The organism is Saccharothrix sp. DSM 118769 (assembly GCF_052936295.1).
Genome location: NZ_CP193627.1, coordinates 7,123,867 through 7,136,015, shown reverse-complemented (window position 1 = coordinate 7,136,015; position 12,149 = coordinate 7,123,867). Strand labels below are relative to the sequence as shown.

Genomic DNA, 12,149 nt, shown 5'->3' with positions numbered 1-12,149 from the left:
ACCGGTTTACCCGGTCAGCGCCCCGCCCCGGTCAGCGCCCTGGTCCGGTCCGGGCGCGTGGTCGGCACCGCCCGCAGCACCGGCACCAGGTCGGCGTACCGGGCGAACGCGCTGCCCGGCCACTTCGGGCACGGCGGCCGGCGGCGGTCCAGCAGCAGCCGCACCAGGTCGCGCACCAGCCGGGCGGCGACGACCGCCGAGCCCAGCTCGTCGCCCACCTCGCCGCAGCGGCCCACGAACGCCTCCTCCTGCGACACGCGCAGCCACCGGCAGGCCGGCACGTGCCGCCACACGTCGTCCGGGTACCAGGTCAGCGCGGTGCGCGCCGGTCGTCCGGGTCGAGGAACAGCTGGAGCCGCGGCCCCCGCTCGTGGTCGGCGGAGCGCTCGGTGTCGAAGCCCAGCACCTCCGAGCCGGGGCCGATCCGCGCCGCGCTGTGCGGCACCTCCCCGAAGTGCTCGCGGACCAGCGGTTCGACGGCCTCGCGGTAGAAGCGCCGGGACAGTTCGAGGCCGGGAAGGAACTGTTCGCCGGACACGAATCCTCCGTTCTGCGGGTGTTGCCGAACACGAACGAGTGAAAGCCTCGCGCGGTGGCGTCGCGGGTCACCCGAGGGGCGACGCCGAGTGAAGCGAGGGAGCACCACCCGATGCAACTCCGATTCAGAGCGCTGGCTCTGACCGTGGCCGCGGGCACCGCCCTGTCCGGCCTGGTCGGAACCGGCTCCGCCGCCGCGCAAGACGCACCGCAGGCCCAGGGCGCCGCACCGATCGAGTGGTCGACCTGCGCCGACGACGTGCTCGCCGAGATCCCCGCGGCGCAGCGCGACAAGGTCAGCTGCGCCAACCACCCCGTGCCGCTCGACCACGCCAGGCCGCGCGGCCCCAAGATCACCGTCGCGCTGATGAAGCGCCCGGCCGACGACCAGGCCAACAAGGTCGGCTCGCTGTTCATCAACCCGGGCGGTCCGGGTGGCGCGGGCCTGATCTACTCCGCCTACGGCAGCTCGTTCTTCCAGCCCGAGGTCATGCGGCGCTTCGACCTCATCGGCTTCGACCCGCGCGGGGTCGGCCGCAGCACGCCGCTGCGCTGCTTCCAGACCCTGGAAGAGGCCGACGAGGTGTTCGGCCGCATGTCGGCCATCCCGATCACCCGCACCGAGATCCGCGACACGATGGCCGCCACCGTCGACTACACCGACGCGTGCGCCCGCAACGCCGGTCCGCTGCTCCAGCACATGTCCACCGAGGCCGTCGCGCGCGACCTCGACCTGTTCCGGCAGGGCGTGGGCGACCGGCAGCTGACCTTCGTCGGCTTCTCCTACGGCACGCTGCTCGGCGCGACCTACGCCAACATCTTCCCGTCGAAGTCCCGCGCCCTGGTGCTGGACGGCAACGTGGACCCGGCGCTGCGCACGTCCAACGGTCCCGAGTACGACCGGCAGCGCGCCAAGGGCGGCTTCGAGCTGGCGCTCGACGCTTTCCTCAAGCGCTGCGACGCCGAGGGCGACAAGTGCGCCTACAGCGAGGGCGACCCGCGGGCCAAGTTCGACGAGGTCCGCGACCACCTGCGCGCGCAGCCCCTCACGCTGCCCTCGGGCGAGGTCGTGACGCTGGCCGACTACGTCGGCCGGGTGGCGAGCGACCTGTACGCGCCGACCCGCTTCAAGGCGCTCGCCGCGTGGCTCCAGAGCGTCTACGCGGTGCTGCACCCCGGTGCGGCGACGTTCTCCGCGCAGGAGCAGGCCGCGCTGCTGCCGCCGCTCAACAACAAGGGCGGCATCGCCGACATCCGCGCCGGCGTCACCGGCGACACCCCGTACGAGTACGACGACTCGTACTACGGCGTGAACTGCACCGACAAGCCGTTCCTGCGCATCCCGCAGCTGTTCCCGGTGCTGGCCGCGAAGTGGGAGCGCGAGTCGCCCACGTTCGGCCGCTACCAGGCCGCGTCCGACCTGCTGACCTGCCCGACGTGGCCGGTGCCCCGCCCGGACCGCTGGGCCGGCCCGTGGAACAAGCGCACGCCGAACCCGGTCGTCGTGGTGGGCAACTACTACGACCCGGCCACGCAGTACGAGTTCTCCAAGCGGATGACCAAGCAGCTCGGCAACGCGCGGCTCATCAGCGTGGACGCGTTCGGGCACTGCATCCTCGGCGACAGCGCGGGCGTCGACACCCTGGTGACCGACTACCTGGTCAACCTCAAGGCCCCGGCCGACGGCCAGGTCTTCCAGCCCAACGCCCAGCCCTTCTGACCGGGTCGGGAGCGGCCGTCGTGAACGCGACGGCCGCTCCCGCCAGCAGGACCAGCTCCACCGGCGGGTCGCCGCGCCACCACGGGAGCCCGGTGGTCTCGGCGACCCACGTGCCGCAGAGGTAGGCGGCGGCGGTCAGCAGCAGGTGGGCCGACCGCCGCCGCCACGCCACCACGCCCAGCGCGAGCGCCACGGCCACCGCCAGCGCCACCACATCGTGGTCGACGGTCCCGGGGGACACCGCGTGGGCGTAGCTCGCCAACAGGTCCTCCGAGGTGACCGCGTAGAGCGTCACGGACCCCGACTCCGCCGCCGGCGGCGCGAGGCCGGACAGCGTCTGGGTGATCGAGCCCGGCGGGAAGACCGGGGCGGGCGGTTCGGGCGGGGACACCCGGCGCGCCCAGTCGTCGACGAGCCGCCAGGCCGCCAGCGCCGCGCCCGCCACCAGCGGCGGGAACCACGCGCCCGGTCGGGTGGCGCGCCGCTCGGACCCGGCCAGCACCACACCCGCGAGCACCAGAACCAGCGCCACCGGCTGCCACAGCGCGCCGAGCAGCCCCGCGACGACCACCGCGTGCCACGGTCGGGGCCGGGTGGCCAGGGCGTGCGCGACGACCGCGCCGGCGGCGAGCACCAGCTCCGGGTTCACCCGCAGGTACTGCACCGCCGCCAGGTAGGCGACCGCCGACAGCCCCAGCGCCGCGTCGCGCGTCCGCCACGCCCGGAGCCCCAGGCCAATCGCCAGCGCCAGGCCGGCCAGGTACCGGATCACCTCGACCACGGGAGCCGCCTCCCCGGCACGGCCGTCGTGACCGCGACGACGCCGAGCGCGAGCAGCACCATTAGGGCCACGTGGTCGAGGTCGCCGTCGAGCAGGTCGTTGCCGAACACGGCCGCGTAGTGGTGCGGCTCGATCTCCAGGGGACCCTCGTGGGCCCGGGAGACGACGTACGCGCCCGGTCGCGGCCGGTGCGCCCAGCCGTGCACCAGCCGTCCCGCGAGCAGCGCAGCGCCGGCGACCAGCGGCACGGACCAGACCGCCGGGTGGACCCGCCGGTGTTCCGCGTCGAGCGGCCCGACCACCGCCGTCGGTCCCGCGACGGCGTCGCGCGTCCGCCACGTCCACACCACGAGGCCGACCGCCAGGCCCGCGCCGACCAGGAACCGGATCACCTCGAACACCGGCACCACCCCCCAAGGGCGCACACCCTAACGAGGTGGGACCGGCGGGCGGTCAGGGGCGCGTCAGGTCCGGGTGGGCGGCCCAGAACGCGTCGTCCAGGCGGCGCACCGCGTCGCGCAGGTCGCCGGGGTAGAGGTCGCCCTCGGCGAGCGGGTCGTCGCGCAGCACCTCCAGCGCGCGCGGCACCAGCCACCGCAGGCCCACCTGCTGACCGATCAGGACGCGCAGGTCCTCGGTCCCCAGCTCCGCGACCGGCTTGCGCCGCAACCGGTGCACCGCGCCGACCAGGTGGGTGGCGTCGGCGGGCGGGTCGCCCCAGTCGACGCCCTCCAGCTGCTCCAGGGTGCTCATCGCGCCTCGGCGAGCGCGGCGTCGAGCACGTCGCGCCAGCGCCGGGCCACCTCGCGCGGCATCTCCAGGTCGACCTCGATCGGGCCGAACACGGTTACCCGCGCCACGTCCTCGTCGTGGTCGACGGTGCACGTCACCTGGTGCGTGTCGTCCAGGCTGAGCCAGGTCGAGCCCCGGACCGGTTTCGTCGTCGTGCTCGCGGTCATGTCGTGCCTCCCGTTGCGAGTTGGTGCCACACAACGTATCTACGCACGTAAAAGTGCACATCTACACAGTCGGGTGACTTTACGCAGCGGAATTGCCCACTAGCCTTCGATTTCCGACGGAAGGTGGGACATGGTCCAGCGCCGCGTGCAGACCGAGCACGTCCAGATCGCCGCGACCCTGCGCCGGATGCGGGAGCAGGCCGGGGTGAGCCGCGAGGGGGCCGCCGTCCTGCTGGGCTGCACCATCTCCAAGATCGGCGACCTGGAGACGGGGCGCTCCAAGCCCAAGCCGGTCGAGCTGGAACGCCTGCTCGACCACTTCGGCGTGACCGGGGACGAGCGGGCCGAGCTGATCGAGTTCGCCCGCACCTCGCGCGGACGCCGGCCACCCGGCCCGTACACGGCGGCCACCGTACCCAACAACCACCGCCGGATCGTGGACCTGGAGGCGCAGGCGGTGTCCTCGCTCTGCTACTCCGGCGAACTCGTCCCCGGCATCCTCCAGGTCGAGCCCTACGCCAAAGCGCTGCTCGACTGGTCCTGGCAGGGCAAGGAGGCGGCGAAGCTGCTCGCCCTGCGCATGGAGCGCGGCAAGCTGTTGACCCGGACCCACCGGCCGCCGTTGCGCTACTGGTGCATCCTCGGCGAAGGGGCGCTGCACACCGTGGTGGGCGACAGGGCCGTGATGCGGCAGCAGATCGAGCACCTGATCGCCCTCAACACCACCACCGGGAACGTCACGATCCAGGTGATGCCCTACGACGGCGGTCCGCACGCCTTCCGGGGTGTGCTCGCCACCCTGCACCGGTTCCCGCCGCCCGCACCGGACATCCTGCTGACCGACAGCTACGGCCGGGAGACGATCCAGGACCGCCCGCAAGTGGTGGAACGCGCCACCCACCACCTGGACCTGATGAAGGGCATGGCATTGAGCAGAGAGGCGAGCACCGAAATACTCGGTGCATGCCTCTGAAGACGGACGAATGGTTCCTGCCCCGGCGGACCACCAACAGCGGTACGTGCGTGGAGACGAAGTTCACCGGGGACGCGGTCGAGGTGCGCAACAACCTGCGGCCGGACGCGGGCACGGCGGTGTTCACGCACGAGGAGTGGGCGGTGTTCGTGGCGGGCGTCAAGGACGGCGACTACGACGTCTGACCGCACGGCACGGGCCGCCCACCTCGTCGTGGACGGCCCGTGCGCGGCGGCGGTCAGATCTTGCCGGTGCCCGACCCCGCGGTGACGAGCGCCTTCACGTTCGCCGCCGGGTCGACGGTGTACTGGTAGTAGGTGCGCGGGTCCTGCACGGAACCGCCCACCACCGGGGCACCGGACTCGCCGGTGAACAGGTTGTCCTTCTGCACGATGTTGCCCTTCGGACCCGCGTAGCTGGTCGTCATGGGCTCCTCGACGTCGTCGAAGTGGTTGCCCTCGACCCAGCAGCCGGACTGCGCCTGGCAGGCCACGCCGACGTCGCTGTTGTCGAAGAAGTAGTTGTTGAACACGTGGACGGGGTTGCCGAACCGCACGCGCGGGTTGCGCTGCGGGGTCTTGTCGAACCAGTTGTGGTGGTAGGTGACCTTCAGGTAGCCGATGTCCTGGGCGCCGTTGGAGTCGTCGTGGCCCAGCAGCATGTTCTTGGTGTGGTGGTGCGTGTGGTTCCACGACACGGTCACGTAGCTCGACCCGCGCTTGATGTCGATCAGGCCGTCGTAGCCGGCCGACAGGTCGTTGTGGTCGATCCAGATGTGGTGGCTGAACATCTGCACGTTGATCGAGTCGTCGCTCGCGCCCTTGAACACCATGTTGCGGACGATGACGTTGTGCACGGCGTTCGCCGGGGGAGTGGTGACGCTGCTGACCGGCAGGCCGATGTTCAGGCCACCGCCGGTGATGCCCGACGCCGACCCCACGCCGATGATCGTCTTGTCGGACGACACGTCGTACATGCCGGCCGGCAGCGTGATGAGGCCCTGCACGCGGACCACGCGCGGCCCGTCGGCCTTGATGTTGGCGATGAAGTCGGCGGCGGTGGTGACGGTGACCTCCGGGCCGCCCGCGCCGCCCGTGGTGCCGTTCTGGCCCAGGGCGTTGACCGACGCGAAGCCGACCGGGCCGCCGGTGGGCGGCGCGGTGTCGTCGTTCGTCCGCGCGGTGATCGTCGCCGACGGGGCGGAGCTGTTCCCGGCCGCGTCCCGCGCCACCACGTGGAAGGTGTACGACGTGTTCGGGCTCAGGCCGGTGGCGGTGAAGCCGGGCGTGGTTGACGTGCCGACCTGCGCGCCGCCGCGGTACACGGTGTAGCCCGCGACGCCGACGTTGTCCGTGGACGCGGTCCAGGCCAGCGTGACGCTGCTCGCGGACACGGCGCTCGCCAGGAGGCCGCCGGGGGAGCTGGGCGCGGTGGTGTCCGGGGTCGGCGGGGTGAGCTTGCCGACGCCCGCGCCGGCCGTGACGGAGGCGGGCACGGAGTTCGGGTCGTCCACCGAGTACTGGTAGTAGGTGCGCGGCTCGACGACCGTGCCGGCGGACTGGGGCGCGCCCGAGTTCACGAACACGTTGTTGCGCTGCACCAGGCGACCCGGGTCCGACTCGAAGATCTGGGTCTTCGTCGGCGCGGCGACGTTGTCGAAGTAGTTGCCCTCGACCAGCACGCCCGCGTCCATCGCGGTGGCCGCGCCGTAGGAATCGGTGCCCTGGATGTTGCGGTAGTAGTTGTTGAACACGTGGACGGGGTCGGCGAACCGGACGCGCGGGTTGCGCTCGGCGGTGCCGTCGAAGAAGTTGTGGTGGTAGGTGATGCGCAGCTTCCCGCGGTCCTGGCTGCCGTTGCCGTCGGAGTGCCCGACGAGCGAGTTCTTCGTCTGGTCGTGGAACTTGTTCCAGGAAACCGTGACGTAGTCCGAGCCGCGCTTCACGTCGAGCGCGCCGTCCGCCGCGCCCGAGATGTCGTTGTGGTCGACCCACACGTGGTGCGCGCCGTCGGTGATGTTGATCGCGTCGTCGCCCGCGCCGGTGAAGGTCAGGTTGCGGATGATGACGTTGCTGGTGCCGTCGACGTCCAGGCCGCCGCCGGTGATCCGGCCGGCGGTGCCGACACCGACGATGGTCTTGTTCGAGGCGACGTCCTGCATGCCGCTCAACGGGATCGTGCCGTTGACCTGGATGGTCAGCGGGGCGGTGCTCTTGACGGCGGTGATGAAGGCCGACGCGCTGCCGACCGTCACGGTCGCGCCGCCCGCGCCACCGGTGGTCCCGTTCTGGCCGAGGGCGTTGACCGACGCGAAGCCGATCGGCGACGCCTCCGCGGCGGCGGCGGGCGTGGTCGCGGTGATGGCCGTGGTGATACCGCCGATGAGCGTCGCGGCAATCGCTAACGCGGGTGTTCTCCTCACGAAGTCCTCCGTTGGACCTGGGCCGACCTCGTCGTCGGCTGTACGTGGGTTGGGCACGCTGGCGGCGATGTCGCCACTTTCAGGGGGTCGGTTCGCGGATGTCAACCAAATTCACAACCGTGGACCTGTTCGACAGTTTCGACAGTTTTCGACGGTTTGTTCGACGGCGTTTCACGTATGTGTCCGGAAAAGCATTCCGGGTCGCCGGGAAAATGGCCGCCGAATGGTCGCAGAAGTTCGTCCGGGGCCTGCGCTCCCGGTTCGGGCGCTGAAACGCGGCAGGGGCCGCCCACCCGGAGGTGGACGGCCCCTGCGCTCCCGGTCCGGACTAGCTGCGGACCATCTTGCGGAGCACGTACTGCATGATGCCGCCGTTGCGGTAGTAGTCCGCCTCGCCGGGGGTGTCGATGCGGACGACCGCGTCGAACTCGACCTTCGAGCCGTCCTGCTTCGCGGCGGTCACGTGCACGGTGCGCGGCGTGTCGCCGTCGTTGAGCGCGGTGATGCCGGTGAAGTCGAACGTCTCCGTGCCGTCCAGGCCGAGCGACGAGGCGGTCTCGCCGTTCGGGAACTGGAGGGGCAGCACGCCCATGCCGATGAGGTTGGAGCGGTGGATGCGCTCGAACGACTCGGCGATGACGGCGCGCACGCCCAGCAGCGAGGTGCCCTTCGCGGCCCAGTCGCGCGACGAGCCGGAGCCGTACTCCTTGCCCGCCAGCACGACCAGCGGCACACCGGCCTCCGCGTAGGCGACCGACGCGTCGTAGATCGTGGTCTGCGGCGCGCCCTCCGCCAGGAAGTCGCGGGTGAAGCCGCCCTGCACGCCCTGGCCGCCGTTCTCGTCGGCGAGCAGCAGGTTGCGCAGCCGGATGTTGGCGAACGTGCCGCGGATCATGACCTCGTGGTTGCCGCGCCGCGAGCCGTAGGAGTTGAAGTCCTTGCGCTCCACGCCGTGCTCGGTGAGGTACTTGCCCGCGGGCGAGTCGGCCTTGATGGCGCCGGCCGGGGAGATGTGGTCCGTGGTCACCGAGTCGCCCAGCAGCGCGAGCACGCGCGCGCCGCCGATCTCGGTCACCGGGGACGGCTCCATCCGCATGCCCTCGAAGTACGGGGGCTTCCGCACGTAGGTGGAGTCCTCGGCCCACTCGAACGTCTTGCCGGTCGGCGTGGGCAGCGACTGCCAGCGCTGGTCGCCCGCGAACACGTCGGCGTAGCCCTTGGTGAAGCCCTCCGGGGAGATCGACGCGGCGACGACCTCGGAGACCTCCTGCGGCGACGGCCAGATGTCGGCCAGGTACACCGGCTCGCCGTTCTGGTCGGTGCCCAGCGGCTCGGTGGTGATGTCCTTGTCCATCGAGCCGGCCAGCGCGTACGCCACCACGAGCGGCGGGGACGCGAGGTAGTTCATCTTGATGTCGGGGTTGATCCGGCCCTCGAAGTTCCGGTTGCCGGACAGCACCGACACGGCGGCCAGGTCGCCGTGGTTGATGCCCGCGGAGATCTCCTCCTGCAGCGGGCCGGAGTTGCCGATGCACGTGGTGCAGCCGTAGCCGACCAGGTGGAAGCCCAGCTTCTCCAGGTACGGCAGCAGGCCCGCGCGCTCGTAGTAGTCCATGACGACCTTGGAGCCCGGCGCCAGGGTGGTCTTCACCCACGGCTTGCGCTCCAGGCCCTTCTCCACGGCCTTCTTCGCGAGCAGCGCCGCGCCGATCATCACCGACGGGTTCGACGTGTTGGTGCACGAGGTGATCGCGGCGATGGCGACCGCGCCGTGGTCCAGCTCGAACTCGGCGCCGTCCAGGCTCACCTTGACCGGGTTGGACGGGCGGCCCTCGGCGCCCTCGGCCGCGGTGTGCACCACGCGCGGCGCGCCGCCGTTGTCGCCGTCGGCGGGGGAGATCGGGTCGCTGGCCGGGAACGTCTCCTCGACGGCCTCGTCCACGCTGGACTCGGAGGTCTGCTCGGTGTTCGACACGTACGCGCCGAGCGCCTCGCGGAACGCCGTCTTGGCGGCGACCAGCTCGATGCGGTCCTGCGGGCGCTTCGGGCCGGCGATCGACGGCACGACCGTCGACAGGTCCAGCTCCAGCGACTCCGAGTACACCGGCTCGACGGCCGGGTCGTGCCACAGGCCCTGCTCCTTGGCGTACGCCTCGACCAGCGCCAGCTGCTCGGCCGAGCGGCCGGTCAGCTTCAGGTAGTCGATGGTCTCGCCGTCGATCGGGAAGATCGCGCAGGTCGAGCCGAACTCCGGGCTCATGTTGCCGATGGTGGCGCGGTTGGCCAGCGGCACCGCGCCGACGCCCGAGCCGTAGAACTCGACGAACTTGCCGACCACGCCGTGCTTGCGCAGCATCTCGGTGATCGTCAGCACCAGGTCGGTGGCGGTGGCGCCCGCGGGCAGCTCGCCGTGCAGCTTGAAGCCGACCACGCGCGGGATCAGCATCGACACGGGCTGGCCGAGCATCGCGGCCTCGGCCTCGATGCCGCCGACGCCCCAGCCGAGCACGCCGATGCCGTTGACCATCGTGGTGTGGCTGTCGGTGCCCACCAGGGTGTCCGGGTACGCCTGGCCGTTGCGGACCATGACGACGCGGGCCAGGTGCTCGATGTTCACCTGGTGCACGATGCCGGTGCCCGGGGGGACGACCTTGAACTCGTCGAACGCGGTCTGGCCCCAGCGCAGGAACTGGTAGCGCTCCCTGTTGCGCTCGTACTCCAGGTCGACGTTCAGCTCGAACGCGTCCGGGCGGCCGAAGATGTCGGCGATCACCGAGTGGTCGATGACCAGCTCGGCGGGGGCGAGGGGGTTGACCTTCGTCGGGTCGCCGCCCAGCTGCGTGACGGCCTCGCGCATGGTGGCCAGGTCGACCACGCAGGGCACGCCGGTGAAGTCCTGCATCACCACGCGGGCGGGGGTGAACTGGATCTCCGTGTTCGGCTCGGCCGACGGGTCCCAGCTGCCGAGGGCCCGCACGTGGTCGGCGGTGATGTTCGCCCCGTCCTCGGTGCGGAGCAGGTTCTCCAGCAGGATCTTCAAGCTGTACGGCAGGCGCTCCGCGCCCTCGACGGCGCTCAGCCGGAACACCTCGTACGAGGCGTCGCCGACGGTGAGCGTGCCGCGGGCGCCGAAGCTGTCCTTGCTCGCTGGTGCAGTCACTGGAACTCCATCTGGTGACATCTGGTGACGCGCAAAGTCGGTTGGGAACTGCTTGTTCGGAACTGCTGCCGAGTCTCCCGCACCTGTCGGCGCGGTGCCCTCCTACCCCAAACAGTACGCTTGTCCTGTATGCGGCTTCAACCCGGCCCCACCCCGGTCCGGGCATCATCACACCCGTGGTGCGTCTTGATCGAATCGGCAAGCGCTACGGGCGCGGGCCGTGGGTGCTGCGCGACTTCACGCTGGACGTCGGCCCCGGCGAGGTGGTCGCGCTGCGCGGCGGGAACGGGTCGGGCAAGTCCACCGCGCTGCGCGTCGCGGCCGGGGTGACCGCCCCGTCGGCCGGGCGCGTCGAGCGCGGCCCGTCGGTCGGGTACGTGCCCGAGCGCTTCCCCACCGGGGTGCGGCTCTCCGCCCGCGACTACCTGCGCCACCTGGCCGCCGTGCGCGGCGTGCCGGTGCGCCGGGACCTGCTGGACGACCTGGGGTTCGTCGGCGACCCGGACGCGCCGCTGGCCACCCTGTCCAAGGGCAACGCGCAGAAGGTCGCGCTGGCCCAGGCCCTGCACGCCGCCGACCTGCTGGTCCTCGACGAGCCGTGGTCCGGCCTCGACGCGGCGGCGGGCGCGGTGCTGGGGGAGCTGGTGGCCTCCTCCGGGGCGGCCGTCGTGCTCACCGACCACCACGGGCACGTCGTGCCCGGGATGCGCGAGGTGTCCCTGGGCGCGGTGCGCGCGGGCGCGGTGGTGATCGAACTGGACCGGGTCGGCGAGTCGTTCCCGCTGATCAGCGGCTTGGAGGGGGTGTCGGTGGCCCAGGCGGTCGGCGGTGGCGCGCGGGTCGAGGTGCGGTCCGGGTACAGCGACGGCGTCCTCGCCGAGGCGCTGCGGCTGGGCTGCTCGGTGCGGAGCGTGCGGTCGTGATCGCGCTGGTGCGGTACCTGCTCGCCGACGTGCTGCGGACCCAGCGCTGGCTGCCCCCGCTGCTGCTGTTCGCGGCCGTCCTCGGGATGCTCTACGCCTCCGACGCCGGCCCGCCGCTGCCCGCGTACGCCGGGACGTGCGTGCTGGTCCACCCGGTGTCGGTGTGGCTGACCGTGGTCGTCGCGAGCGCCGAGGACCCGGTGCGGCGCTCGGTCACCGTCGTCGCGGCCGGCGGCTGGGCCCGCGTGCAGGCCGCCGTGGCGGTGCTGGCCTCGCTGGCCGCCCTGGCCGTGGCCACCGTCGCCGCGCTGGTCCCGGTGCTCACCCAACCCCGGCCCTACCCGCCGTCGACCGTGCTCGCCGGGTTCGCGGCGCTCGCGGTGTGCGCGCTGGCCGGCGTCGGCCTGGGCCTGCTGTGCGCGCGGCCGGTGATCGGCCAGGCCGGCTGGTCCGTGCTCGCGGCGACCGCCCTCGTCGTGCTCGTGCTCCTGTTCGGCCGCACCCCGCCCGTGGGCAACGTGCTGTGGTCGCTCTCCCACCAGGACGGCGTCGTGGGCGCCCTCGCGCTCTCCGGCGTGGTCGCCGCGCTGCTCGTGGTGGCCGCGACCTGGCTCGGCACGGCGCTCGGCCCCCGCCGCGGGTAGTCCGCGACGGGGGCCGAGAGGTCCCGCGTG

The 12,149-nt window shown here is 71.9% G+C and carries 14 protein-coding genes; 6 read left to right on the top strand and 8 right to left on the bottom strand.

Annotated features, from left to right (window positions below):
* Positions 1-14: 14 nt before the first annotated feature.
* Together ACRAKJ_RS29620 and ACRAKJ_RS29615 are read right to left on the bottom strand one after the other, a co-directional pair.
* Positions 15-293, bottom strand: a complete 279-nt coding sequence (locus ACRAKJ_RS29620) for a DUF4037 domain-containing protein (RefSeq protein ID WP_438927052.1) — start codon at positions 291-293, stop codon at positions 15-17.
* Between the two features lie 17 nt (positions 294-310).
* Positions 311-538: a hypothetical protein gene (locus tag ACRAKJ_RS29615; RefSeq protein ID WP_438927053.1), complete on the bottom strand. Its 228-nt coding sequence runs from the start codon at positions 536-538 to the stop codon at positions 311-313.
* A gap of 111 nt (positions 539-649) precedes the next feature.
* On the opposite strand from ACRAKJ_RS29615, the gene ACRAKJ_RS29610 reads away from it, so the two are divergent.
* Complete coding sequence (locus ACRAKJ_RS29610) at positions 650-2,257, top strand: alpha/beta fold hydrolase (protein ID WP_447008753.1); 1,608 nt, start codon at positions 650-652, stop codon at positions 2,255-2,257.
* Here the strand turns inward: ACRAKJ_RS29610 and ACRAKJ_RS29605 are convergent.
* The 4 genes from ACRAKJ_RS29605 to ACRAKJ_RS29590 are packed head-to-tail and all read right to left on the bottom strand — an operon-like array spanning position 2,205 to position 3,997.
* Positions 2,205-3,038 (bottom strand): hypothetical protein, encoded by an 834-nt coding sequence (locus ACRAKJ_RS29605; RefSeq protein ID WP_447008752.1) that lies wholly within the window; start codon positions 3,036-3,038, stop codon positions 2,205-2,207. The two genes, ACRAKJ_RS29610 and ACRAKJ_RS29605, sit on opposite strands and share 53 nt — an antisense overlap.
* Complete coding sequence (locus ACRAKJ_RS29600) at positions 3,026-3,439, bottom strand: hypothetical protein (protein ID WP_438926194.1); 414 nt, start codon at positions 3,437-3,439, stop codon at positions 3,026-3,028. Before ACRAKJ_RS29600 ends, ACRAKJ_RS29605 begins: the two co-directional genes overlap by 13 nt.
* Positions 3,440-3,491: 52 nt before the next feature.
* Positions 3,492-3,791, bottom strand: a complete 300-nt coding sequence (locus ACRAKJ_RS29595) for a contact-dependent growth inhibition system immunity protein (RefSeq protein ID WP_438926195.1) — start codon at positions 3,789-3,791, stop codon at positions 3,492-3,494.
* Complete coding sequence (locus ACRAKJ_RS29590; RefSeq protein ID WP_438926196.1) at positions 3,788-3,997, bottom strand: hypothetical protein; 210 nt, start codon at positions 3,995-3,997, stop codon at positions 3,788-3,790. Before ACRAKJ_RS29590 ends, ACRAKJ_RS29595 begins: the two co-directional genes overlap by 4 nt.
* 130 nt (positions 3,998-4,127) lie before the next feature.
* Between ACRAKJ_RS29590 and ACRAKJ_RS29585 the strand changes: the two genes are divergently transcribed.
* On the top strand, positions 4,128-4,970 hold the full coding sequence (locus tag ACRAKJ_RS29585) for a Scr1 family TA system antitoxin-like transcriptional regulator (protein WP_438926197.1): 843 nt from the start codon (positions 4,128-4,130) through the stop codon (positions 4,968-4,970).
* A complete protein-coding gene (locus ACRAKJ_RS29580; RefSeq protein WP_438926198.1) occupies positions 4,961-5,155 on the top strand; it encodes a DUF397 domain-containing protein in 195 nt (64 codons plus the stop codon). Before ACRAKJ_RS29585 ends, ACRAKJ_RS29580 begins: the two co-directional genes overlap by 10 nt.
* A 53-nt stretch (positions 5,156-5,208) precedes the next feature.
* On the opposite strand, the gene ACRAKJ_RS29575 is transcribed toward ACRAKJ_RS29580, so the two are convergent.
* Positions 5,209-7,392: a pectate lyase family protein gene (locus tag ACRAKJ_RS29575; RefSeq protein WP_438926199.1), complete on the bottom strand. Its 2,184-nt coding sequence runs from the start codon at positions 7,390-7,392 to the stop codon at positions 5,209-5,211.
* A 119-nt stretch (positions 7,393-7,511) separates the two neighbouring features.
* Between ACRAKJ_RS29575 and ACRAKJ_RS29570 the strand changes: the two genes are divergently transcribed.
* Entirely contained in the window at positions 7,512-7,664 is a 153-nt protein-coding gene (locus ACRAKJ_RS29570; protein WP_438926200.1) for a hypothetical protein, read from the top strand.
* 56 nt (positions 7,665-7,720) lie between these two features.
* Here the strand turns inward: ACRAKJ_RS29570 and ACRAKJ_RS29565 are convergent, their stop codons facing one another.
* Complete coding sequence (locus ACRAKJ_RS29565; protein ID WP_438926201.1) at positions 7,721-10,552, bottom strand: aconitate hydratase AcnA; 2,832 nt, start codon at positions 10,550-10,552, stop codon at positions 7,721-7,723.
* A 179-nt stretch (positions 10,553-10,731) separates the two neighbouring features.
* On the opposite strand from ACRAKJ_RS29565, the gene ACRAKJ_RS29560 reads away from it, so the two are divergent.
* Complete coding sequence (locus tag ACRAKJ_RS29560) at positions 10,732-11,475, top strand: ATP-binding cassette domain-containing protein (RefSeq protein ID WP_438926202.1); 744 nt, start codon at positions 10,732-10,734, stop codon at positions 11,473-11,475.
* A complete protein-coding gene (locus ACRAKJ_RS29555) occupies positions 11,472-12,119 on the top strand; it encodes a hypothetical protein (RefSeq protein ID WP_438926203.1) in 648 nt (215 codons plus the stop codon). Before ACRAKJ_RS29560 ends, ACRAKJ_RS29555 begins: the two co-directional genes overlap by 4 nt.
* Positions 12,120-12,149: the final 30 nt, after the last annotated feature.

Bases quoted from the DNA above. Each gene is read 5' to 3' on its own strand.
- ACRAKJ_RS29610 (WP_447008753.1), top strand. From the start codon at position 650: ATGCAACTCCGATTCAGAGCGCTGGCTCTGACCGTGGCCGCGGGCACC.
- ACRAKJ_RS29595 (WP_438926195.1), bottom strand. From the start codon at position 3,791: ATGAGCACCCTGGAGCAGCTGGAGGGCGTCGACTGGGGCGACCCGCCC.
- ACRAKJ_RS29580 (WP_438926198.1), top strand. From the start codon at position 4,961: ATGCCTCTGAAGACGGACGAATGGTTCCTGCCCCGGCGGACCACCAAC.
- ACRAKJ_RS29590 (WP_438926196.1), bottom strand. From the start codon at position 3,997: ATGACCGCGAGCACGACGACGAAACCGGTCCGGGGCTCGACCTGGCTC.
- ACRAKJ_RS29585 (WP_438926197.1), top strand. From the start codon at position 4,128: ATGGTCCAGCGCCGCGTGCAGACCGAGCACGTCCAGATCGCCGCGACC.